At 69.4% G+C, this 22,933-nt stretch carries 16 protein-coding genes; 4 read left to right on the top strand and 12 right to left on the bottom strand.

The annotated features are described in order from the left end of the window. Positions 1-71: 71 nt before the first annotated feature. Positions 72-2,087: a HAMP domain-containing sensor histidine kinase gene (locus EXE46_RS03410; RefSeq protein ID WP_137687095.1), complete on the bottom strand. Its 2,016-nt coding sequence runs from the start codon at positions 2,085-2,087 to the stop codon at positions 72-74. Positions 2,088-2,185: 98 nt separating this feature from the next. Next, positions 2,186-6,112, bottom strand: coding sequence for a PAS domain S-box protein (locus EXE46_RS03405; protein WP_137687094.1), 3,927 nt, complete (start codon positions 6,110-6,112; stop codon positions 2,186-2,188). A 137-nt stretch (positions 6,113-6,249) separates the two neighbouring features. Between EXE46_RS03405 and mvaD the strand changes: the two genes are divergently transcribed. Continuing rightward, positions 6,250-7,248 (top strand): phosphomevalonate decarboxylase MvaD, encoded by a 999-nt coding sequence (gene mvaD, locus EXE46_RS03400; protein ID WP_137687093.1) that lies wholly within the window; start codon positions 6,250-6,252, stop codon positions 7,246-7,248. Between the two features lie 63 nt (positions 7,249-7,311). Beyond that, the gene (locus EXE46_RS03395; RefSeq protein ID WP_137687092.1) at positions 7,312-7,674 is read left to right on the top strand and encodes a hypothetical protein; all 363 of its coding nucleotides are present in this window, start codon (positions 7,312-7,314) and stop codon (positions 7,672-7,674) included. Positions 7,675-7,801: 127 nt separating this feature from the next. Here EXE46_RS03395 and EXE46_RS03390 read toward each other — a convergent pair whose 3' ends face one another. Beyond that, positions 7,802-9,361 (bottom strand): deoxyribodipyrimidine photo-lyase, encoded by a 1,560-nt coding sequence (locus tag EXE46_RS03390; protein ID WP_137687091.1) that lies wholly within the window; start codon positions 9,359-9,361, stop codon positions 7,802-7,804. Between the two features lie 246 nt (positions 9,362-9,607). Between EXE46_RS03390 and EXE46_RS03385 the strand changes: the two genes are divergently transcribed. Next, positions 9,608-10,132 carry a winged helix-turn-helix domain-containing protein gene (locus EXE46_RS03385; RefSeq protein WP_137687090.1) on the top strand — a complete coding sequence of 175 codons (525 nt, stop codon included), beginning with the start codon at positions 9,608-9,610 and terminating at the stop codon, positions 10,130-10,132. Between the two features lie 12 nt (positions 10,133-10,144). Here the strand turns inward: EXE46_RS03385 and EXE46_RS03380 are convergent, their stop codons facing one another. Further along, positions 10,145-11,365, bottom strand: coding sequence for an acyl-CoA dehydrogenase family protein (locus tag EXE46_RS03380; RefSeq protein ID WP_137687089.1), 1,221 nt, complete (start codon positions 11,363-11,365; stop codon positions 10,145-10,147). Positions 11,366-11,652: 287 nt separating this feature from the next. On the opposite strand from EXE46_RS03380, the gene EXE46_RS03375 reads away from it, so the two are divergent. Next, positions 11,653-12,720 carry a phosphotransferase family protein gene (locus tag EXE46_RS03375; protein ID WP_137687088.1) on the top strand — a complete coding sequence of 356 codons (1,068 nt, stop codon included), beginning with the start codon at positions 11,653-11,655 and terminating at the stop codon, positions 12,718-12,720. A gap of 59 nt (positions 12,721-12,779) precedes the next feature. On the opposite strand, the gene EXE46_RS03370 is transcribed toward EXE46_RS03375, so the two are convergent. From EXE46_RS03370 to EXE46_RS03335, 8 genes are all read right to left on the bottom strand, one after another. After that, on the bottom strand, positions 12,780-13,589 hold the full coding sequence (locus tag EXE46_RS03370) for an SDR family NAD(P)-dependent oxidoreductase (protein ID WP_137687087.1): 810 nt from the start codon (positions 13,587-13,589) through the stop codon (positions 12,780-12,782). Further along, positions 13,586-15,235, bottom strand: a complete 1,650-nt coding sequence (locus tag EXE46_RS03365) for a long-chain fatty acid--CoA ligase (protein ID WP_137687086.1) — start codon at positions 15,233-15,235, stop codon at positions 13,586-13,588. Before EXE46_RS03365 ends, EXE46_RS03370 begins: the two co-directional genes overlap by 4 nt. Further along, positions 15,228-15,941: an ABC transporter ATP-binding protein gene (locus tag EXE46_RS03360; RefSeq protein WP_137687085.1), complete on the bottom strand. Its 714-nt coding sequence runs from the start codon at positions 15,939-15,941 to the stop codon at positions 15,228-15,230. Before EXE46_RS03360 ends, EXE46_RS03365 begins: the two co-directional genes overlap by 8 nt. After that, on the bottom strand, positions 15,938-16,711 hold the full coding sequence (locus EXE46_RS03355; RefSeq protein ID WP_137687084.1) for an ABC transporter ATP-binding protein: 774 nt from the start codon (positions 16,709-16,711) through the stop codon (positions 15,938-15,940). The genes EXE46_RS03360 and EXE46_RS03355 overlap by 4 nt, the downstream gene beginning before the upstream one ends. Beyond that, positions 16,708-17,868, bottom strand: coding sequence for a branched-chain amino acid ABC transporter permease (locus EXE46_RS03350; RefSeq protein WP_137687083.1), 1,161 nt, complete (start codon positions 17,866-17,868; stop codon positions 16,708-16,710). The genes EXE46_RS03355 and EXE46_RS03350 overlap by 4 nt, the downstream gene beginning before the upstream one ends. After that, positions 17,865-18,758 (bottom strand): branched-chain amino acid ABC transporter permease, encoded by an 894-nt coding sequence (locus tag EXE46_RS03345; protein ID WP_137687082.1) that lies wholly within the window; start codon positions 18,756-18,758, stop codon positions 17,865-17,867. The genes EXE46_RS03350 and EXE46_RS03345 overlap by 4 nt, the downstream gene beginning before the upstream one ends. 15 nt (positions 18,759-18,773) lie before the next feature. Next, positions 18,774-20,099: an ABC transporter substrate-binding protein gene (locus tag EXE46_RS03340; RefSeq protein ID WP_137687081.1), complete on the bottom strand. Its 1,326-nt coding sequence runs from the start codon at positions 20,097-20,099 to the stop codon at positions 18,774-18,776. A 262-nt stretch (positions 20,100-20,361) separates the two neighbouring features. Continuing rightward, positions 20,362-22,809 carry a DEAD/DEAH box helicase gene (locus tag EXE46_RS03335; RefSeq protein WP_137687080.1) on the bottom strand — a complete coding sequence of 816 codons (2,448 nt, stop codon included), beginning with the start codon at positions 22,807-22,809 and terminating at the stop codon, positions 20,362-20,364. Positions 22,810-22,933: the final 124 nt, after the last annotated feature.

Raw genomic sequence — 22,933 nt, 5'->3', positions numbered from 1 at the left:
CGGATCGTGAAAACCCTCTCGCGCCGGGTATATATAACGGGCGACAACGAGCCGCGGCACGCGTCCGGAAGTCAGGACGCCGAATCGCCACTGGGCCCGTCCGGTTTCGGGAGCGTCACGGCGAACACCGCGCCCCGCGGCTCGTTGTCCCTGATCGCGATCGACCCGCCGTACGCGTCGACGAGCGTGTCGGCGAAGAAGAGCCCGAACCCGGAGCCGATGCCGGCCTGCTTGAGTCCGCGGTTGCCGCGCCGGAACACCACGTCCCGCTCGTCCTCAGGGACGCCCGGACCGTCGTCGGCGACTTCGATCGTGACCGAGTGTTCCGCCTCGGTGACCGATATCTCGACGGTGGGCGAGTCCGTGTCGTTGTGTTCGACGGCGTTCCGGATCAGGTTGTCGAGGACGTTCTCGAGCGTCTCGTTCGCGAGGACCGAGACGCCGTCCGGCGCCTCGGCGCGTATCGTCGCCCCCGGATACATCGAACTCGTCACGTTCGCCCGGTCGTCGACGATCGGCCCGACCGCGACCGACTCCAACGCCACCTCGTCTTCCGTTAACACGTTCAACAGCGTCCGGAACCGTTCGATGAGCGCGCTGACGTCGTCGCTCTGTTCGACGATCGTGTCCGCGTAGTCGGCCTCTTTCCCCTCCGTCGCGTCGGCCAACACCTCTCCCCGGGCGTTGATGATCGTCATCGAGTTCTGGATGTCGTGTCGGAGCAGGCTGTTGACGAACTCCAGCTGGTCGTTCCGACGTTCGAGGCGGTCCTCCCGGTCGATACGCTGGACGACCGTCCGCGCGTTGGCGACGAGCAGGTCGAGCAGGTACGACTCGGTCTGCGAGACCGTCTCGTCGGCGCGGGCGACGACGAGGAAGTGCCGGTCCGTGATCCGCCTGACGAGCGTCGTCTCGACCGCGTGGCCACGCTCCGCCAAGACGGTCGCCAGCTCGTCGGGGTCGAACTCGGAGACGCCGTCCGTGGCGTCGACTCCCCCGATCAGGTCCACCTCGCCCCCGCTCGCGTCGAAGGTCGGGAGCGCCGGTTCCGCGTCGCCGCCGTCCGCCGCCGTCTGGCGTCGGGGCCGGTAGCTGTCTGTCGACCGGTCGTGCTCCCAGACGCCGACGAACGCGCCGTCGAACAGGTCGGCGGTGATCTCCCGGACGACGCCGAGCGCGTCGTCGACCGACCGCGTTTCGATGAGGTCGTCACTCCCCGTTCCGATCCGCTCGAACTGCCGTTCCCTCTCCTTCTGGGCAGTGATCTCGGTGAACATGACGAACCCGGAGGCGCTGCGCGCCGCGGCGGACGGCTCCCCGACCGGGACGTAGGTCACGATGAAGTCCCGCGTGGTCCCGCCGATGTCGAACCGGACCTCGGCGCGGTCGTCCGGGTCGCCGACGACGTCATCGACCCGTTCCACGGGCGCCTCGTCGCGGTCGGCGCCGATCGGCGCGTCGCCGTCGCGCTCGCGCTCGACCGGCGCCGTCGCGTCGGCGAGCACCGCCGTCACGGGGCGGCCAACGACCGACTCCGCGTCGGTCCTGAACGCGGTCGCGAAGGCGTCGTTCGCCTCCGTCACCGTCGCGGTTCCGCCGTCGAGCGCGACCGCGGCGACGGCGTCGGAGGTGTTCTCGAACAGGGCGGCGACGCGGTCGCGCTCGACCGCGAGGGCGTCGCCCTCCATCCGGCTCCGGGCGTTGTACACGCCGGCGGCGAACAGGACGATACCGCCGATGACGACCCCGTCGGCGGCGATGACGTACGGCTTCAGCTCGCCTTGGACCAGCGCCTGAAACCCGAGGACCCAAGCGTATACGGCCGCGACGGACAGGGTCCCGAGCGCGGACCAACGGGCGACGATACGGACGTAGCGCTCGTCCCAGTCGCTTCGCAGCAGCCACGCGCTCAGTCCCACGAACAGCACGCAGAGCCCGAGGAACACGGAGTTTTCGAGGACGGTCGAAAGCACCGTGTCTCCCTGAACGGCGACGTCGTCCCACATGTCGAAAAGCGGGACACAGAGGAGAGCGAGGCTGACGGCGAGCAGGCCGTGACCGTACGTGACCCGCTCTCGGAGAACCATGGTGGCCCCCTATCCCGCCCCGATATTTAGTCGTGACGACGGGTGAGGACGTGAGTCCGGCGGGCGGGCCGCGACGATCGCCTCCCCTCGACCGCCGGTCATCGGTTCTCCGGGGGGTCGGCCACCGGGAGTTCGATCCGGACCGTGCTGCCGCCGGAGGGCGACTCCTCGAAGTCGAGTTCTCCCCCGTATCGGGTCACCGCCCAGTAGACGATCCAGAGTCCCACCCCGCTTCCGTGTTTCAGCGAGGTCTCCTCGCCCGCCGTCAACACGTTGAGTTCGTACTCCGGGATCCCGGGCCCGTTGTCCGTTATCTCGATCGTACACCAGCCGGTGCGGTCCGAGGCGGACGAGACGCGGACGCCGATCTCGATCGCTTCCGCGTCGTTGTGTTCGACGGCGTTCGCGAGCAGCTGGTGAAACGCCATCTTGAGTGGGGTGTCGGCGAGCACGTACCGCTCCTCGGGGAGGTCGGTCCGGACCGTGGCGTCGGAGTCGGCCCGGATCCGGTCGACTTCCTCACGGAGCACCTCGACCGCGTCGATCGGTTTCCTGACGATGTCGCCGCCGATGAGATCCGCCGCGTCGGTCGCCGCGCCGGTGAGTCCGCGGAGGTCCTCCGCCGTCTCGAGGATCGTCGCCGCCGAGTCCGCCGCGTCGCCGTCGAGCGTCGACGTCAGTATGTCCGCGTGGCCGAGGATGACCGACAGGTCGTTTCGGAGGTTGTGCCGGATGATCCGGTGGAGGACCTCGGACTGCTGTCGCCGCTCGCGTCGGCCGGTGATCTCGCGGACCGTGACGACGTGGTGGCGCTCCCCGTCGATCTCGACCGCCGTGGTGACGGTTTCGACGGGGAGGGTCGACCCGTCGGTCCGCCTGTGCTCCGTCTCGTTGGTACGGGTCTCGTCGGGAGCGAACGACGACCAGAACGCGTCGAACGCGTCCGCGTCGATGTCGCTCACGACCTCCCAAACCGGGGTCCGTTCGAGCGCCTCCCGCGTCGTTCCGAGCGTCTGCGCGTAGTGTTCGTTGACGTACTCGAACCGACCGTTCCGGTCGTACACCGCGACGCCGATCCCCGCCTCGTCGATGGCCCGCTGGAAGACGTCGAGCTCCTCCTCGCGCCGCCGGCGTTCGCTGATGTCTCTCACGGCGCCGACCGTCCCGCGGAACCCGTCGTCGTACGGCAGCAGCGACATCTCGATCTCGACCGGTCGCTCCGTGCCGTCGACGTGACGGAGCGCCCCCTCGTACACGCTGCTGGTCGCGTCGGGGGTCACGAGGAGGTCGAACACCAGTCCCTGCCCCTCGGCGACCGTGTCCTCGGTCACGAACTCCGAGAGGTGGTCGCCGACGATGTCCGCCGGCGGCTTCCCCACGGCGTCCGCGAGGGGCTCGGAGACCATCTCGACGTAGCCGTCCGCGTCGGCGACGTACAGCTTGTCCTGAACGGTCTCGAACAGCGTCTCGTACCGTTCCAACTCCGCGCGGCGCTCCGTCCGGTCGAGCGCCCGTCCCGCGTTCGTCGTCAGGAGCTCCGCCCGGTCGGTTTCGGCCGCGTCGAACGACGACACGTCGCCGCTGCCCACGACGAGGACCCCCCTCTCCCCGAGGGGTAAAAACAGGAGCGAACGCACCGGTGCGACCGCCGCGGTCGGTACGTCCTCGTGCTCGGCCACGTCGTCGACGACGACCGGCTCGCCCTCGTCGAGCGCCCGCCGCAGGAGGCCACGGTCGGCCCCCGCCGCGAGGTCGGCGGGCGACTCGGTGACCGCCTCGGAGACGACCGTCGGCTCCGGCCGGCCCGTCGGCTCTTCGTCCTCGAAGAGGTAGACGGCGTTGAGGTCGTGTTCGAGGACCTCGACGGCGGCGTCGGAGACGATCGACGCAATCTCGCCCGGCGTAGAGGCGTCCATCAGGTCGCGGGTCGTCGCGAGCAGTTGCCGCCTGACCTCGCGGTTCCGACGCCGTTCGGTCACGTCGTACTGGCTGCCGAGGTACCGGAGGAGCTCGCCGTCCTCGTCGTAGATCGGCGTCAGCTCGATCCGGTTCCAGAACGGCCTGCCGTCGGCCGTGTAGTTCAGGATCTCCGTTACCAGGGTCTCCTCGTTTTCTATCGCCTCCCGGAGTTCGGCCACCGACTCCGGATCCGTGTCCGGGCCCTGGAGGAAGCGGCAGTTCCGGCCGACGGCCTCGCTCGCGTCGTACCCGGTGAGCTCCTCGAACGCCTCGTTGACGAAGACGAGCGGCGCGTCGGGCTCGTGGGGGTCGGCCATCACGATCGGGATCGACGCCTCCTGTATCGCCCGTTCGAGGATGTACAGCTCGCGCTCGCGCTCCTTCCGGTCCGTCACGTCGGAGAAGTAGACGGAGAGCCCGTCGGGGTCCGGATACGCGCGCACCTCGAACCACGTGTCCATCGGCTCGTATCGCTCCTCGAACGTCACCGGCTCCTGCGTACGCATCGCCTCGTGGTAGCGGTCGTAGAACTCGGTGTCGGCCACCTCGGGGATCTCCTTCCAGAGGATCTTGCCGATCAGCTCCTCGTCGTCGTACTCCTCGCCCATCGCCTGCCGGAGCACCTCCGCGCCGGCCTCGTTGGCGTACTGGATCCGCCACTCCTCGTCGACGCCGAAGAAGGCGTCCGCCACGCGCTCGAACGTGTCTTCGAGGCGGCGCCCCGCGGTCTCGACCTCCTCGATGTACGTCCGCCGCTCCAGCTCCTGTTCGAGCCACTGCGCCATGTACTCCACCAGCGCGCGCTCGGTCTCCGAGAACGGCTCCGTACGCGGGTCGTCGTCGGCGAAACAGAGCGTCCCGTACAGCGACCCGTCGACCGTGATCCTCGCGCCGAGGTAACACTCCAGCCCCCACCGCTCGTAGGCCGCGTTGCGCACGCCGTCGGCCTCCTCCGCGGACTCGGTCGCGTACGTCGCCTCGCCGATCGAATCGACGGTCCACCGGCAGTACGTCTCCGCGAGGTCGCTCTCGGCGCCGGCCCGGAGGAGCGGGTGGTCGCCGTACGCGTGCGCGACCCGGAACCGCTCCCCCTCTTCGTCGACCTCGCCGAGGTACGCGATGTCGACGCCGAGCTGCTCCGCGCCGAACTCGAACAGCGACTGCAGCTGTTTGTCGAAGTCGCTGTCGGGGTCGCTCGTTATCTCCTGAAGCCGCCGTAACCGCTCGCGGCTCGCCTCCAGCTCACGGTTTCGCTCCTTCCGGTCGTTGATGTCTCGAACCGACGAGACGACGTACCGCTCGCCCGCGAGCGTCGCGGCCTCGACGTTGACCTCGACCCAGAGGTCGCTGCCGTCGTTCGTCGGATCCTTCCACTCGAAGGTGGAGGGCGACCCGTCGGCCGCGTCCCGGATCCGGGACACCGCCCGATCGGTCGTGAACTCGCCGTGACCGGTGAGGTCGTCGAGGCGAACGTCGGCCGTTTCGGGGTCGTACCCCAGCATCTCGTAAAAGCGGTCGTTGGCTTCGACGATCTCGGCCGTCTCCGGGTCGTGGACGACCATCCCGTCGTTCGTCTCGTCGAGCAGGTCGCCCGCGAGCCCGCGGTCCAGGTGACGGTCGACTGTCTCGGCGATCTGTTCGGCGACCGCTTCGGCGTGGTCGGCCACCGAGAGCGGAACGACCTCGGTCGCGCCCGCCTCGTAGGCCGCCGCCGCGTCCACGTCGGGACCGACGACGACCACCGGACAGCGGTCGGCGTCGACGGCCGCCGAGAGCAACGGGACCGCCCGCTCTCCCGCGGGGCCGCCGTCCGTCGCGCGCGGCGCCGCCAGTTCGTCCCACGGGAACGTGCCGCCGTCGGGGGGCGTGAGGTAGACGACCCCGGCGACCTCGGCGTCCTCGCCCGGGACCGGCGCTTCGGAGGGATGGGCCGCGATCACCGCGTCCGACGATCGGACCGCCTTCAGAACGTGACCAAGCCGCTCTCTGACCTCCTCGTCGTCCCCGACGACGAGCACCGGGCGTTCGCCCGCGTCGAGGAGGTCGTCCGAGCGCGTCTCGATCATTTTTCAATTTAATAATGGGATTTGGGAGTATAAAACTGTTTCAAACGTTCGTATCGTCCCGGCGCCGCTTCGGCACGACCCCCTGCCGGTGCCGGCCCATCGCAACGACTAATCCCCCGCCGGACGCTTCCCGAGGTATGACAGGCAAGGCCACCGCGCGAGCCCACCCGATCCAGGGGCTCGTCAAGTACCACGGGATGCGCGACGAGGAACTTCGGCTCCCGTACCACGACAGCATCAGCCTCTGTACCGCCCCGACCGCGACGACGACCACCGTCGAGTGGCAGCCCGACGCGAGCGAGGACGCCTACGTCATCGGCGATGAGGAAGTGGACGGGCGCGCGGCCGAACGCATCGACACCGTCGTCGACCACGTCCGTGAGCTGGCCGGCGTCGACGCCGCCGTGCGGCTGGAGAGCGAGAACTCCTTCCCGTCGAACATTGGCTTCGGCTCCTCGTCGTCCGGGTTCGCGGCCGCCGCGCTCGCCCTCGTGGAGGCCGCGGGGCTCGACATGACGCTCCCGGAGGTCTCGACCGTCGCCCGCCGCGGCTCCTCGTCGGCGGCCCGCGCCGTCACGGGCGCCTACTCACGGCTCGACGCCGGGCTCAACGACGAGGACTGCCGTTCCTACCGGCTCGACACGGGCGTGAGCGAGGACGGGTTCGACCCCGAGGAGGACCTCCGGATCGTCGCCGCGCACGTCCCCGCGTACAAGGAGACCGAGGAGGCCCACCGCGAGGCCGCCGCGAGCCACATGATGCAGGCGCGGACCGCCCACGTCCAGGACCAGCTGGTCGAGATGACCGACGCGCTCCGCGCGGGCGAGTTCGACCGGATCTTCGAGACCGCCGAACACGACTCGCTGTCGCTGACGGCCACGACGATGACCGGCCCGGCGGGCTGGGTGTACTGGCAGCCCGAGACGATCGCCGTGTTCAACGCGGTGCGCGAACTCCGGGAGTCGGGCGTCCCCGTCTACTTCTCGACGGACACCGGCGCGTCGGTGTACGTCAACACGCTGGCGGACCACGTCGACGAGGTCGAGGGCCGGATCGCGGAGATCGGCGTCGACACCGACGTCTGGGAGGTCGGCGGGCCGGCGCGCGTCCTCGACGGGAGCGAGGCGCTGTTCTGACCGGCGAGCCCGCTCGGCCGCGGTTGGAGCCATTTATGAGGTCGGCCGGCGAACGGTGGCGGTATGTCACCGATCGCCGAGGCGATCCTCGCGTTCGACGGGCCCACGCCTCGCGTCGTCGCCGACCTCCGGAGCGTCTCGTTCGAGATCGAACACGTCCGCGAAGACGTGGCGGACCGCTACTCCGACGCCGACCTCGACGAGGCGTACCAGCTGGTGATGTCGAACCAGATCACCGGCGACGACTTCAAGCGGCTCGTGGGGCGGAGCGAGTACCGAGCCCAGACGCTCTTCTTCGACGGCCTCGCGGTGTTCCTCTTCCCGTCGGACCGGTACGACGCGGTGTTCGCGTCGTTCGACTACGACGACTCGTTCCCGGTGACCGGTCTGGTGAGCGCGGTCACCGCCGCACGCGACGACGAGTGACGCGCTCGGCGGGCGGGCAGGACGTGAGCACCGGGTCAGACGTGAGCGCCGGAACGGACGTGAGCACCGGGTCGAGCCCCGGCGGCGACCGCGACGCCGGCGGCGACCGCGACGCGCCGAGTCCCGCTCAGTCCGCCTCGGGGTCCTCGCCGCGCGCTCGCTTGTACATCGCCAGCGCTTCCTCGCGGCGCTCGGAGTGGTCGACGATCGGCTCCGGGTAGTCGGGGGCGGCGTTCGCGCGCTGGGTCGGCGACAGCTCGTGCCACTCGTGGATCAGGTCGGCGTCGACCCCGCGGAGTTCGGGGACGTGTTCTTTGATGTACTCCGCGTCCGGGTCGTAGCGCTCGCCCTGCGTCATGGGGTTGAAGATGCGGAAGTACGGCTGGGCGTCGGTCCCCGTCGAGGCCGCCCACTGCCAGCCGCCGTTGTCGTTGGCGGTGTCGTGGTCGGCCAGCCGCTCCCGGAAGTGGTCGTAGCCGTGGCGCCAGTCCGCGAGCAGGTCCTTCGTGAGGAAGGAGGCGACGATCATCCGCACGCGGTTGTGCATGAACGCCTCCGCGCGGAGCTGGCGCATCCCGGCGTCGACGATGGGGTATCCCGTCTCGCCGCGCTTCCACGCCGTGATCTCGTCGGGGTCGTCGCGCCACTCGATCCCCTCCTCGTACGCCTTGTAGTTCTCGGCGACGACCTCGGGGTTGTGGAAGAGCACCTGCGCGTAGAACTCGCGCCACGCGAGCTGCTGTTGGTACTCCTCGACCTGCTCGGGGGCGTCGTCCGGGCGCGCGTCCGACTCCGCTTCCGCCATCGCCTCCTCCGTGGCCGCGTACGCCTCCCGGACGCCGATCTCGCCGTACTTCAGGAACGACGAGAGCCGGGAGGTCGCCTCCCGGGCGGGGTAGTCGCGCTCGGCCTCGTAGGCGAACACCGCCTCGTCGAGGAAGTCGGCGAGGCGCTCGCGGGCGGCCGCGGTCCCGGCCGCCCCGATCTCGGCGTCCGGCTCCGCGAACCCGAGGTCGGCGGGCGTCGGGAGGTCGCCGACCGCGAGGTCGACGACTCCGGCGTCGGCGGGGGCGTCCGCAGTCGCCCCGCCGCCGTCGGCGAGCGTTCCCTCGGTCGCGCCCGCCTCGTCGACCGCGTCCGCGAGCCGGTCGGAGGCGGCGAGCCCCTCGGCGTCGGGCGTCGGCGCCGGGTCCTCTTTCGCGCGGTCGGTCCACTTCTTCCAGTAGTAGCTGTACACCGAGTACGGGTCGCCGGCATTCGTCCGGATCGCGTCCGGGTCGTGGAGGACCGCGTCGTGGTGCGCCTCGCGTTCGACGTCGACCGCGTCGAGCGCGCGCCGCACCCCGGCGTCGCGCTCGCGGGCGAGCCCGGAGTAGTCGCGGTTCCAGACGACGCGCTCGGCGCCGAGCGCGTCGGCGAGGCGCGGGAGGACGGTCTCGGGGTCGCCGCGCGCGACGAGCAGGTCGCTCCCGCGATCGCGGTAGTCGTCACGGAGCGCGGCGAGCCCGTCGAGCAGGCGGCGGACCCGCACGTCGCTCGCGTGGTCGAGGACGTCGGGATCGAAGAAGAAGACGGGCGCGGCCGGCCCCCTGTCCGCGTCGGCGTCGGCGTCGGCGGTTCCCGTCGCGGCCGCGAGCCCGACGTTGTCCGCGACTCTGAGGTCCCGTCGGTGCCAGAACAGCTCCATGGGATCGCCACGGGCGCGTCCACCGTGAAACCACCGGGATCGCGGGTTCGAGTTCGCCTCCGGTTCCGGTCGGGGTCCCGGTCGTCCGTGGACGCTCACGCGGTCGAGCAGGGAGCGACCGACCGAGGGCGAGGACGAGGCCATCGAGAGCGGGGACGAGACTCCCGAGCGCCGCGGGCGTCGGGTTCGGGCGAGCGCGTCCGGTCCAAATACTGATTACCGTGACGCCTCCACGTTCACCGGAGCATGGCCGAGACACGACCGTCCGACTGGAACCTCTCGGAGCGGGACACGATCATCCTCCAAGAGCTCGCCCGCGATCCGCAGATCACGTCCCGGGAGCTCCGGGACCTCCTCGCCGAGGAACACGACATCGACGTCTCGCACGTCACGGTCAACGAGTCGATCCGACGGATGCGCGAGGAGGGCGTGTTCCGCGAGGCGGTGGTGCCGAACGAGGAGCAGCTGTTCTTCTCGCTTTTCGAGTTCCAGTTCAACCCCGAGGGGTTCGAGGAGAACTGGCGGGACGCGCTCGAACACGTCCGGTCGAGCCGTCACACGTTCATGTACTTCCTCTCCGACGGCGACTACCAGTGGAAGACCATCATGATGTTCCAAGACCGCGAACAGGAGTCGAAGTGGATCCACGAGTTCTACAAGGAGTACGGCGAGCTCGTCAACAACCTCCGAAACTCCGTCGTGACGAACGTCCTCAAGTTCGGCACCGACCCGGAGCTGTTCGAGGTGTTTCAGGAAGACGACGAGGAGTGACTCGCGGCGCGCTCAGTCGAACTCGCCGAACCGCGTGATCGGCTCCAGCTCCTCGGTCGGCGGGTCCTCGAAGGCGTCGCGAGCGATCGTGCGGCGGTGGACCTCGTCGGCGCCGTCCACGATCCGGAACTGCCGGACGTTCTCGTGGAACCGCGCGACCGGCAGGTCGTAGCCGATCCCGTTGCCGCCGCAGAACTGGAGCGCGTCGTCGATCGCCTCCTGCGTGGCGTTCGCCGCGAACGTCTTCGCCATCGCCACCCCGATGCGGGCCTCGTGACCGTCGGCGATCCGGCCGGCGGCGTGGCGGACCATCGTCCGAGCGGCGTGGAGCTCGGTCCGGCGGTCGGCGATACGGAAGCGCGGGCCCTGCTTCTCGGAGAGCGGCTCGCCGAACCCCTCTCGCTCGGAGAGGTACGCGGTCGCGATGTCGAGCGCGCGGTCGGCCATCCCGGCGTAGCGCATACAGTGCGTGAGGCGGGCCGGACCGAGTCGACGCTGCACGAGCGTGAACCCCTCGTTCTCCTCGCCGAGCGTGTTCTCGACGGGGACGCGCACGTCGTCGAACCGGATCTCGGCGTGGGTCGTCCCGACGAGCCCCTCGCCGAGGTGCGGCACGTTCCGGATCACCTCGACGCCGTCGGCGTCGCCGGGGACGAGGATCACCGAACAGCCGGCGTACGGGTGCGCGTCCGGGTCGGTGCGCGCGAACGTCAAGAGGAGATCGGCGTCCAGCCCGCCGGTGGTCCACCACTTGTGGCCGTTTATCACCCACTCGTCGCCGTCCTTCTCGGCGGTCGTCGCCAGCATCTTCGGGTCCGACCCGCCGCCCTGCATTGGCTCCGTCATCGCGAACCCGGAGTCGATCTCGGCGGCCGCCAGCGGCCGGAGCCAGCGCTCCTTCTGGTCGTCCGTCGCCGCGATCTCCAGCGTGTGCATGTTCCCCTCGTCGGGCGCCGCACACCGGAGCGCGGTCGGCCCGAGCAGGCTGCGGCCCGCCTCCTCGAAGACGGGGAGCATCTCGCGGAATCCGAGTCCCAGCCCGCCGTACTCCTCGTCGACCTGCGGGGCGTAGATCCCCCTGTCGCGCGCGGCATCGCGGAGCGCCTCGACCTCCGCGGGGGGGATCGGTCCCCGCCCGAGCCACTCGCGCTCGACCGGGAGCACCGTCTCCTCGATGAACTCCCTGACCGATTCGGCGACCGCGGGTCCGCGCCCGATATCGTCGTACTCCATACACACCCGTATTTAGCAATGTAAATAGATTTTCCGTCCGGACCTCCCCAAAAGGCTATAAGCCCCGAATATAACCGTTTGGGTAGCGCACAAAGATTTACAATGTTATCCATATTCGGGACTGTGACCGAAATCCGTTCGGACGGTGAAGCGGCGACAGTCCGCCTCGGAGAACGCCGAGTCGACGGGGGCCGACCCACCGGACGACGAGCGGGGGCGAGCCGATCGGCGGCGCACCCGTTCAGACGACGACGAACGGAGACGAGTCGTCCGGGGGCCCGCCGCGGATGAGCGATCCCGAGTACCTCGACCGGCTGGTCGACGCCGACGCCCTCCGTGCGTACCTGACCGACGCGTTCGGTCCGGCCGGCGCGTTCGACGTCGAGCGCCACGCCGAGGGCCACTCGAACGAGACGCTGTTCGTCACGTGGGGCGACCGCGAGCTGGTGATCCGGCGACCGCCGCCCGGCGAGACGGCCGACACGGCCCACGACGTGCTCCGGGAGTACCGCGTCGTCGACGCGCTCGGCGACACCGGTGTGCCGGTTCCGCCGACGCTGCGTGCCTGCGACGACGCCGCGGTGCTCGGGAGCGACTTCTACGTGATGGAACGCACCGACGGCGACGTACTACGCGACGCCGAGCCGGATCGGTTCGCCGACCCGGTCGCCCGCGAGCAAATCGGCGCCGAACTCGTCGACACGCTGGCGGCGATCCACGCGGTCGACTACGAGGCGATCGGCCTCGGCGAGTTCGGTCGCCCGGATGGGTACACGGTCCGGCAGGTCGAACGCTGGACGGAACAGCTCGAGTGGGCGTTCGGGACGACCGAGTCGGTGAGAGCGGTACCGGACCTCGTCGCCGTCGGCGACTGGCTCGCCGACAACGTTCCGGACGATCACCCGGAGACGCTCGTCCACGGCGATTTCAAGCTCGACAACGTGATGTACGGCCCCGGAACGCCGCCGGAGGTCGTGGCCGTCTTCGACTGGGAGCTGTCGACGCTCGGAGACCCCCTCGCCGACCTCGGCTGGCTGCTGCTGTTCTGGTACGACGAGGGGGACCCGGACCCGGCGATGCCCGACCTGATGTCGACGTTTACCGCCTCCGAGGGGTATCCGACCCGCGAAGAGCTGATCGAGCGGTACGAGGCGGCGACGGGACGCGAGTTCGCTCACGAGCGGTTCTACCGCGCGCTCGCGGCGTACAAGATGGCGGGGCTCGGCGAGATGTTCCTCGCGCGGCATTTGAACGGCGACAGCGACGACCCGCTGTACCCGAAGATGGAGACGCAGGTGCCCGAGCTCGCGGCGCGGACGCTCGCGTACGTCGAAGGCGACACCGACCGGCTGTAGCCCACGCCGGCGGGCGCCGGGGACCGTTTACGGCGGTAGCGAGGCGAGAGAGTACCCCGTTACCGCGCCGTCCACCCGCCGTCCGCGGCGAGCGTTTCGCCGGTGACGAAACTCGCCGCGTCGCTCGCGAGGAAGACGACCGGGCCGGCGATCTCCATCGGCTCCGCGAAGCGGTCGAGCGGCGTCCGGTCGAGGATCGAACGCCGAAGCCGCTCGTTCTCCTGGAGGGTCTCCGTGAGGTCGGTCGCGACGTACCCGGGAGCGACCGCGTTCACCCGCACGGACGGTGCCCAGTCCATCGCCGCGCTCTTCGTCAGCCCGACGAGTCCGTGCTTCGAGGCGACGTACGGGTGCTGCCTCGGGAGGCCGACCTCTCCCGCCACGCTGGCGACGTTGACGACGCTCCCGCCGGCCTCGCGTAGGTGCGGGCCGGCGGCCCGGAGCGTTCGGAACGAGCCCCGGAGATTCACGTCGAGCACCCCGTCGACCGCGTCGGACTCGATCTCGGTCGGGTCGCCGAGCGCGTCGCCGGGGTTGAACCCGGCGTTGTTGACGAGGACGTCGAGCGAACCGAACTCGTCGACGGTCTCCGAGACCAACGACTCCACGTCGGCGTCGACGGTCACGTCGGCGGTGATCCCGCGCGCTTCGACGCCCAGTTCGCGGGCCTCGTCCGCGACGACCTCGACCTCCGAGGCGGTCCGCGCCGAGGGGACGACCGTCGCCCCCGCCGCTGCCATCCCGAGGGTGATAGCGCGTCCGATCCCGCGCCCGCCGCCGGTGACGACGGCGACCTTCCCCGAGAGGTCCGGGAGGGCGTCGTCCGGCATCGAGGCGAGGTCGGCCGAAGCCGGGTCGTCGCCGGTCATTCGTCACCTCCCTCGCCCGGTGCGTACGGGAGCTCCGGCTCCTCGACCGTCTCTCGGAGGGTCTTCTTGTCGAACTTCCCGGTCGCGGTCTTCGGAATCTCCTCGCGGAACCGAACGTCGTCCGGGAGCCACCAGCGCGGGAACTCCTCCTCAAGGAACGCCCGGACGGACTCCACGTCGATCTCGCGACCCGCCTTCGGCACGACGAACGCCAGTGGACGCTCCTGCCAGCGCTCGTGCGGGGCCGCGATAACGACCGCCTCGGCGACGTCGTCGTGCGCCATCAGGGCGTTCTCCAACTCGATGCTGGAGATCCACTCGCCGCCCGACTTGATCACGTCCTTGGCGCGGTCGACGACCTCGACGTACCCGTCCTCGTCGACGGTGGCGATGTCGCCGGTGCGGAGCCACCGAGCGCCGCCGTCGTCGGCTTCGACGAAGTCCGTCTCGTTGGCCTCCGGGCGGTTGTAATACTCCCCGACGACGCTCGGGCCCCGGACGAGCAGCTCGCCGAACGACTCGCCGTCCCAGGCTATCGGCTCGCCGTCGTCCCCGACGACCCGCATCTCCAGACCGGGAGAGAGCAATCCCTGTTTCGCTCGCTTGTTGAGCTCCGCCTCGCGGTCGCCGCCGGAGATCCCCGACGTCGGGCGCGAGACGGACCCGATGCTCATCGTCTCGGTCATCCCCCACGCGTGTTCGATCGTCACGTCGTGTTCGTCCTCGTACCGACGCATTACCTCCCGCGGTGCGGCGCTGCCACCGACGACGATGCGTTCGAGCGAGGAGAGGTCGCCGCCGTGTTCGTCCAAGTGATCGAGCACGTCGATCCAGACCGTCGGGACGCCCGCGGTGAGCGTTACGCCCTCGGACTCGATCAGATCGACGAGGTCCGCGGGGTCCGGAGACGGCCCGGGATACACCTGCTTCGCGCCCGCCATCGTCACGGCGTACGGGAACTCCCAAGAGTTCACGTGGAACATGGGGACGACGGGCATCACCACGTCGTCTTCGGCGATGTCGAGCGCGGCGGGCGTCATCACCATCATCGCGTGGGCGTAGATCATCTTGTGGGTGTACTCGACGCCCTTCGGCTTTCCCGTCGTCCCGGAGGTGTAACACATCCCGGCCGGGTCGTCCTCGGAGAGCGACGGCCACGACGTCGTCGGCTCCGCGTCCGCGATCAGTTCCTCGTACGCCGACAGCGGCAGTTCCGCCTCCGTTTCCGGCACCGAGTCGTCCATCACGACGACCTCGCGGACGCCGTCGATCCGGTCCCACAGGCGGTCGAGGATCGACACTGCGTCGCGGTCGGCGATCAGCACGTCGTCCGCCGCGTCGTTGACGATGTGCTCGACGTTGTCGTCCTGTAGCAGGAGATTCACCGTGTGTAGCTGTGCGCCGGAGAGGGGGACCGCGTAGTACGCCTCGAGGTGGCGGTGGGTGTTCCACCCGAGCGTCCCGACGCGGTCGCCGGGCTCGACACCGAGGTCGGCTAGCGCGGCCGCGAGCCGCCGGACGCGGTCGCCGAAGTCGGCGTAGGTGTACCGGTCGACCCCGTCGTGGGTCCGCGAGACCACCTCCGTCTCCGGGAAGAGCCGAGTCGCCCGCCAGAAGAACGGGCGGAGCGTGAGTTCCTCAGGCATCGGCGGTCCCCACGGAGAGGTACGTTTCGAGGAGGTCCTCGCGGTCGCGAATCTCCTCGACGGTGCCGTCGAAAACGATCTCTCCGGTGTCCATGATGTACCCTCGCTCGGCGAGATCGAAGGCGAAGTCGACGTTCTGTTCGGTCAACAGGACGGTGACGTTCTGGTCGACGACCGTCTGAACGATCTCCTTGAGATCGTCGACGATCACCGGCGCGAGCCCCTCGGTCGGCTCGTCTAACAGCAGTACGTCGGGCGCTTGGACGAGCGCGCGGGCGACTGACACCATCTGTTGTTCGCCGCCGCTGAGGTTCCGTCCGTTGCTACCCCTGAGATCGTCGAGCGCGGGGAACAGCTCGTACATCTCCTCGACCGGTCGCGGGTCGCTCGCCAAGTTGTGCGCCAACCGAAGGTTCTCTTGGACGGTCAGGGTGGGGAACACCCGGCGGTCCTCCGGGACGAGCGAGATCCCGAGGCCGTTGATCTCGTCGGACGACAGCCCCGAAATCTCCTCGCCGCGGTAGGTGATCGACCCGGAGCGCGGGGGTGACGCGCCGACGATGGAGCGCATCGTCGTCGTCTTCCCCGCGCCGTTGCGTCCGAGCAGCGTCACCACCTCTCCTTCGTCGATCTCGAGAGAGACCCCGTGGAGCACGTGGCTGTTGCCGTAGTACGTGTTGATGTCGTCGACCGTGAGTATCGTCATACGCTATCACTTCCGAGGTACGCTTCGGTCACCCGTTCGTCCGTCAGCACGTCCTCCGGCGTCCCGTCCGCGAGGATCGCCCCCTCGGCGAGCACGACGATCCGGTCGGAGATGTCGGTGACCACGTCCATGTTGTGTTCGGTCACGACGAACGTGGCGTCGAGGTCGGCGTCGAGCTCCCGGATCAGCGACACGATCTCCGCGACCTCCGTCGGGTTCATCCCCGCGGTGGGCTCGTCCATCAGGAACACGTTCGGCTCGATGGCGAGCGCCAAGGCGATCTCGACGGTCCGCTTTTCGCCGTGGCTCAGCGTGTCGCAGGGCGTGTCCGCGATGTGCGTGAGTCCGGTGAGCTCCAACAGCTCCTCGACGTCGGCCTCGACCGACTCGTCGCCGGTCGCGCGCGATCGGAAGTCGAGGCGGGTCCCCTCGTGGCTGATCCGGGCGACGCGGACGTTCTCTCGGACGGTGAGCCCCTCGAAGATATTCGTGATCTGGTACGAGCGCGAGAGCCCGGCCTGTGCCACCTCGTGGGGCTCCGCGTCGGTGACGTCGACGAGTTCGTCCCCGTCCCCGCTCCGGAGCCAGATCGAACCCGCCGTCGGCTGGAGCACGCCGGTCAACAGGTTGTAGAACGTGGTTTTCCCGGCCCCGTTCGGCCCGATGATGCTGGTAATCTTGTCGTCGTCGATCTCGATGGAGACGTTGTCGACGGCGGTCAGTTCCCCGAACTGTTTGCGGAGATCTTCGGTCTTGAGGACGGTCGTCACGAGGTATCACCTCTGTCGGTCCGCGCGTCGTCGTCGCTCGATTCGGTCGCTTCGTCCGGCGCGCTGGTCGCCCGAGAGCCGGCCTCGGCGGCGCCGCCACCGCCTCCGTCCCCGACCAGCCGGTCGCGGAGCAGGTGGAGGCCGCCGACGGCGCCCTGCTTGAAGAACAGGACGACGGCGATGAGCAGTGCGCCGAAGAACAGCTCCCAGTACGCCTCCAGCGCCGGGAACCGGCTGATCCCCCACCGGATGTACAGGAAGATGAACGCGCCCACGATCGGACCGGAGAAGTAGGTCGCGCCGCCGATCACGGTCGCGATGACGGCGATCGCGCTCGTCGACCAGTGCGTGAGCCCCGGGGACGCGACGCTGGCGAGTCCCGCACGCAACACGCCGGCGATCCCGACGATCGCCGCCGAGACGATGAACGTCATCCAGCGATGGTGTCTGACGTCGATACCGAGCGCACCCGCGCGGTCGGGGCTCTCGCGGATCGCTTTACAGACGGTCCCGAACGGGGAGTTGACGATCCGCCACACCCCGTACGTCGCCGCGACCACGGTGATCGCCGAGATCACGTAGTAGAGCCGCCGGCCGCCGACCCGAATGCTCACGCCGCCGAGGTCGACGGTCCCGAGCAGGACGATGACGCCGTCGGTTCCGTTCGTCAGCCCCGCCGGGTCCTGAATGATCAGCGAGTAGCCCAACATCCCGAACGCGAGGGTGATCAGCGCGAAGTAGATCTCCTCCAACCGGACGCTGAGCCACCCGACGGGGACGGCCACGACGACGACGAGCGCGAGCCCGACGACCCCGCCGACGACGAAAGTGACGAGCGGCGAGATCCCGGCCCCGACGACGTCGGCGAACACCGGTCCGAGGTCCCGCAACACGATCGCGATCCCATAGGCGCCGCCCGCGTAGAACAGGCCGTGACCGAACGAGAGCAGCCCCGTGTACCCGTACAGCAGGTTGAACCCGAGCGCGAACAGGGCAACGACGAGGAAGTCGGTGAAGAGGTACACCTGGAACGGCGGCCCGAAGGCGATCAGGATCAGCGCGACGGCGCCGAGGAGGCCGAACCGCTCGCGGGTCCACCCCTCGGCGACGGCCGAGCCGAACTGACTGACTCGGCCGCCGGTGTCGGTCGCGCTCATTCGCCGATCCCCCCGAACAGTCCCTCCGGACGGAGGAGTAACACGATTACCATAGCGAGGAACGGAATCGCGATGCTGCCTGCGCTGATGAACTGCGGGCCGAGGCTCTGCATCATCCCGATGAGCATGGCGCCGACGAAGGCGCCGCTCATCGAGCCGAGTCCGCCGATGACCACGACGATGAACGCGTCGATGATCACCTGGTCGCCGAGCGCCGGACTGGTCGCCTGTAGCGGCGCCGAGAGGGCGCCGCCGAGCCCGGCCAACACGCTACCGAGGAAGAAGACCCCGGTGTAGAGTCGGGGCACGTCGACGCCGAGCATGGCCGCCATCTCGCGGTCCGAGGACGTCCCCCTGACCAACGAGCCGAAGTACGTGCGCGTGATGAACAGCCAGAGTCCGACCAGCACCGCGACGGCCAAGCCGATGACGACCAGCCGGTAGGCGTTGAACGTGCTCCCGCCGAGCGCCACGGAGAAGTTGAACACGTCCGGCGGGTCGATCGAGTACGACCCCGAGCCCCAGATGAACCGGACCGTCTCGTGGATCACGAGCACGAACCCGAACGTGACGATGAGCTGATCGAGATCCGAGTCGACGCGATTGTACAGCCGCCGTATCGCCGAGAGCTCGATCGCGGCGCCGACGACGCCGACCGCGAGGGCGCCCGCGGCGGCGGCGACCCAGAAGTTGTCGATCACGTTCGAGACGACGGCGAGGGTGACGTACGCACCGAGCATGTAGAACCCGCCGTGCGCGAAGTTGAGCACGCCGAGGACACCGAAGATGAGACTCAGCCCGACGGCGATCAGGAAGAGCCGACTGCCGAGGCTCAGCCCGATGACGACATCGGAGATACCGATCAGTGGAACGAGGGATGTGAAACTCATGGGGACGGCGCGGGGTTAGATACCCGTCGGGAGGTCGGAGTCGCCGAGCGCCTCCGACAGCACGTCGGGACCCGCGTCGTATCGGTTCACGGGATCGAGCACGTTGCTCTCCCACTCGTCGTCGTACGTGACGGTCCCCCAGATGGACGCGACCGTCGCCTGGTTCGTCTCGCTGAACTGGTAGTCGCCGACGGGACCGGAGTGCTCCATGCCGGTGAACTCGTCGACGAGCGCGTCGGCGTCCGTGCTCCCGGCCGATTCGATCGCCTCCTTGTACAGGTAGAGCGCGCGGTACGCCCCTTCGGCGTTGTACGTCGGGAGCGACCCGTACTCCTCGTAGTACGCCTCGCGGAACGAGTTGTTCGTCTCGCTGTCCGGGACGAACGGGTCGTAGCGGGTGGAGGCGTACTCGCCTTCCGGGAGCGGACTGCCGTCGCTCGGGTAGTCCGTCCCCATGCCGACGCTGAACAGCGTGTGGTCGATCTGGTCGAACCAGCCCGCGTCCTCGGCCTGCCCGATGAACGTCGTGAGGTCGGCGCCCCACAGCGGGGTGAGCACCGCGTCCGGGTCGGCGTCGAGGATGGAGCTGATGAAGGGCGTGTAGTCGCTCGTCGCCAGCGCCGGGAACTGCTCGGCCGTGAACTCGGCGTCGACGCCGAGCCCGTTACAGTACGCCTGGAAGTAGTCCCACGTCTCGTACCCGAACGCGTAGTCCGGACCGATGGTCGCCCACTCGGTGGCGTCGAGCTCCTGAGCGACGCGCGCGGCCCCGTAAATGTCCTGTGCGAGACTGTTGGAGTCGCGGAACACGTACTCGTTCCCGACGGAGTCTTCGTGTTCGCCCTGCGGCGAGGTGACGAACGGAGTCGCCGCGTGGGTGATCATGAACGGCATTTGGAGCTGCGAGATCTGCGGCGCCACGGCCTGCGCGACGCCGCTGGAGTCGAGGCCGAACAACCCGTCGACGTTGTCCTCTTGGACGAGGCTGCGGATCTGCTGGATCGCCGTGTCACCGCTGGCCTCGGTGTCGCGGACGAGCACTTCCAGGTCGCGGCCGTCGATACCGCCGTTATCGTTGATCCGCGACTGCGCGAACTCGATCCCTCGCTCGGCCTCCTCGCCGTACAGCGACGCGAATCCCGAGAGGATGTACGCGGCGCCCAGAGTCACGGGTCCGCTGTCGCCGCCGCCCCCGGAACAGCCGGCGAGCGCGACCGCCGTCCCGGCGCCGGCGGCCTGTAGGAACCGCCGCCGTCGGACCGGCGATCCGGTTTCCGAATTCGCCTTCGCATCTCCGGTACGGTTTCGGTTGTTTCCGTCATCCGAATTTGGAGCTACCATTGTTAACGATTGTCCGTGTGTGTCCGCCCCACATAAATATACAGGTCGATCAGGACAATTCGCCGTCGCGCGTCGCCTCGCTCGGCGGTCGATCGGGCGGCTCGGTCGCCGGTCGGCGCGGCGCCTGACACTGAGCGCGCCGCGGCGACGCCTTTCCGGCCGGAGAATCAGGCCGCAGTGACGCCTTTCCGCCCGGATGTTCAGGCCGCGGTGACGCCTTTCCGGCCGGGCAGTCGCACCGCGGCGGCGCGTCTCCGACCAGTCACGCGGCGTCGGTCCCGGTCAGCGCCTCCAAGAGGCGGACCGCCGGCGCCTTCGCGAGCGGGTCGTTCCCGTTGCCGCAGTGGGGCGACTGGACGCAGGCGGGACAGCCGCCCTCGCAGTCGCAGGTGTCGATGAGCCGCGCCGTCCGGGTCATCAGTTCCTCGATCCGGTCGTGCCCGCGTCGCGTGAGTCCGACGCCGCCCGGGTAGCCGTCGTAGACGAACACCGCCGGTCCCGCGGTGTGGGGATGGTGCGGCGTCGAGATGCCGCCGACGTCGGCCCGGTCGCACAGCAGGTGGAACGGGAACAGCGAGATGATCCCGTGTTCGGCGGCGTGGATGCCGCCGTTGAACGCGTGCTCGCCGCCCGGGATCGGTTCACCGTCGGTGCCGTCCGACCCGTCGCCCGGGAGGCCGCCGTCGGTGCCGGCCGCCCCGCCTTCCGCCCCCGCGCCGTCGCCGTCGAGCGCATCGCCGAGTCGGCGCATCTCGCGCTCGACGTCCTCGGGCACCGGGAAGTACAGCGACTTCGTCCGCAGCGTCGTCTCCGGGAGGTCGAGCGTCGACTCGCCGAGCGACTCCCCCGTCGCGGCGTCCTTCCGGACGAACCCCGTGATCTGCTCCGTCACGGTCACGTCCGCGAACCGGACGGGCACGTCGGGGCGCGCCGAGAGCGCGCGCTCGTCGAGGTCGTCGTTGACGACGATGTCCTTGTCCGAGCGCACCTGCGTGTAGTAGTCGGCCCACGACTGCTGGAGCTCGGCGACGTCGCGGTCGAGGTCCAGCTCGACCACCTCGTAGGTGCGGCCCTGCTGGTGGTAGATGGCGCCGGGGTGGGCGTCGCGGAGCGCGTCGGCGAACCCGAGCGTCGCGACCGTCTCGCCGCTCGACCGCTCGATCAGCGATATCTCCCGCTCCTCCGCGGTGCGGAGGTTCACGGACTGCTGCGGGCTGGACCCGCCCGCGTGAACCCACCGCGTCCCCTTCGCGGCCTCGCGCCGGTTCAGGACGCCCTCGTCGGTGAGGTCGGCCACGACCCCCGGGAAGGAGTCGCCGAAGAACCGCTCGTCCTCGGGCGAGAGCCAGCTCTCGTCGGCCGCGCAGGCGACGTGCCCGGGCATCAGCTGGCCGTTCGCCGGGTCGCAGATCGCGTCCTCGGGCGGCGCGTCGAAGAAGTCGGCGGGGTTGCGCATCAGGTACTGGTCGAGCTGGTCCTCGCCGCCGACCATCACGACCAAGGCCGGGTCGTCGCCGCGACCGGCCCGACCGGCGCGCTGGTACGCCGACATCCGCGTGCCGGGGTAGCCGTCGAGGACGACCGCGTCGAGCCCGCCCACGTCGACGCCGAGTTCGAGCGCGCTCGTCGACCAGACGCCCCGCAGGTCGCCGGCGTGGAGGTCGGCTTCGATCTCGCGGCGACGGTCGTCGGTGAGCGCCGCCTGATAGGCGCTCACCTTCCCGGCGAGGTCGCGCTCGCCCCGCTCGCGGAGGTCGCTCGCGCTGTCCGTCGCGTACTGCTCGGCGGTCTGTCGCGCTCGGGTGAACGCGAGGGTCTGTGCGCCCGCCGTCACGAGGTCGACGAACAGCCGCTTCGACTCCGTGTGGCTCGACTTGCGGCGGCCGCTGCCGCGCTCCTGCCAGTTGTCGTCGTACTCCGGCGGGTTCCACAGCACCCAGTCGCGCGGGCCGCGCCCGGACGCGTCCTCGTCGACCAAGGCGATCCCGTCCGGGTCGCGGCCCGTGACGGTCGCGACGTGGTCGACGGGGTTGTTGATCGTCGCCGAACAGCAGACGAACTGCGGGGAGGCGCCGAACCGCTCGCAGGTCCGGGCGAGCCGTCGGAGCGTGAGGGCGACCTGCGAGCCGAACACGCCGCGGTAGCTGTGGACCTCGTCGATCACGACGTACTCTAAGGAGGAGAAGAACCAGTCCCACAGGCGTCCGGCGTACGGCAGCAGCGCGTAGTGGAGCATGTCCGGGTTCGAGAGGAGGACGGTCGGGCGGCGGTCGCGCACGTCGCGCTTCTCCGACCGCGAGAGCCGCCCGGTGTAGGAGTCGACGGAGACGCGGCTGCCGAAGCCGAGGTCGGCGGCGAGCTCCGAGAGAGACTCCTCCTGGTCGGCGATCAGCGCGTTCTGCGGCCCGAGATACAGCGTTCGGGCGCCGCGGTCCATCGCGGCCTCGAAGGCGGGCACGGTGTACGCGAGCGACTTGCCGCTGGCCGTCTCGGTGGCGAGGACGGCGTCGTCGCCGTCGCGGACCGCCTCGATCGCGTCGGCCTGATGACGGTAGAGTCGGTCGATCCCGCGGTCCGCGAGGGCGTCCGCGAGCCGCGGTTCGAGGTCGACGGCGGCGAACTCGGGCTCGCGAGCCGGGAGCCGCCGGTGGTCGGCGATCTGTCCCTCGTAGAAGGGGCGATTTCGCAGCCACTCGATGGCGTCGTCCACGGTTACGGGACACTGGGGTCGGCGGGGCCTAACGGTTGCGGTGGGGGCGGTTCGAGCGCCGGAGGGCGGCGCGGTTCGTCGGTCGATCGCAGTCGTCGGTCGATCGCAGTCGTCGGTCGATCGC

The organism is Halorubrum sp. GN11_10-6_MGM (assembly GCF_005435165.1).
Lineage (GTDB): Archaea > Halobacteriota > Halobacteria > Halobacteriales > Haloferacaceae > Halorubrum.
This window is presented reverse-complemented; position numbering and strand designations above follow the sequence as displayed.

Excerpts from the sequence above, each read along its gene's own strand:
- EXE46_RS03410 (WP_137687095.1), bottom strand. The coding sequence starts at position 2,087 with ATGGTTCTCCGAGAGCGGGTCACGTACGGTCACGGCCTGCTCGCCGTC.
- EXE46_RS03405 (WP_137687094.1), bottom strand. The coding sequence starts at position 6,112 with ATGATCGAGACGCGCTCGGACGACCTCCTCGACGCGGGCGAACGCCCG.
- mvaD (WP_137687093.1), top strand. The coding sequence starts at position 6,250 with ATGACAGGCAAGGCCACCGCGCGAGCCCACCCGATCCAGGGGCTCGTC.
- EXE46_RS03395 (WP_137687092.1), top strand. The coding sequence starts at position 7,312 with ATGTCACCGATCGCCGAGGCGATCCTCGCGTTCGACGGGCCCACGCCT.
- EXE46_RS03390 (WP_137687091.1), bottom strand. The coding sequence starts at position 9,361 with ATGGAGCTGTTCTGGCACCGACGGGACCTCAGAGTCGCGGACAACGTC.
- EXE46_RS03385 (WP_137687090.1), top strand. The coding sequence starts at position 9,608 with ATGGCCGAGACACGACCGTCCGACTGGAACCTCTCGGAGCGGGACACG.
- EXE46_RS03380 (WP_137687089.1), bottom strand. The coding sequence starts at position 11,365 with ATGGAGTACGACGATATCGGGCGCGGACCCGCGGTCGCCGAATCGGTC.
- EXE46_RS03375 (WP_137687088.1), top strand. The coding sequence starts at position 11,653 with ATGAGCGATCCCGAGTACCTCGACCGGCTGGTCGACGCCGACGCCCTC.
- EXE46_RS03370 (WP_137687087.1), bottom strand. The coding sequence starts at position 13,589 with ATGACCGGCGACGACCCGGCTTCGGCCGACCTCGCCTCGATGCCGGAC.
- EXE46_RS03365 (WP_137687086.1), bottom strand. The coding sequence starts at position 15,235 with ATGCCTGAGGAACTCACGCTCCGCCCGTTCTTCTGGCGGGCGACTCGG.
- EXE46_RS03360 (WP_137687085.1), bottom strand. The coding sequence starts at position 15,941 with ATGACGATACTCACGGTCGACGACATCAACACGTACTACGGCAACAGC.
- EXE46_RS03350 (WP_137687083.1), bottom strand. The coding sequence starts at position 17,868 with ATGAGCGCGACCGACACCGGCGGCCGAGTCAGTCAGTTCGGCTCGGCC.
- EXE46_RS03345 (WP_137687082.1), bottom strand. The coding sequence starts at position 18,758 with ATGAGTTTCACATCCCTCGTTCCACTGATCGGTATCTCCGATGTCGTC.
- EXE46_RS03340 (WP_137687081.1), bottom strand. The coding sequence starts at position 20,099 with ATGGTAGCTCCAAATTCGGATGACGGAAACAACCGAAACCGTACCGGA.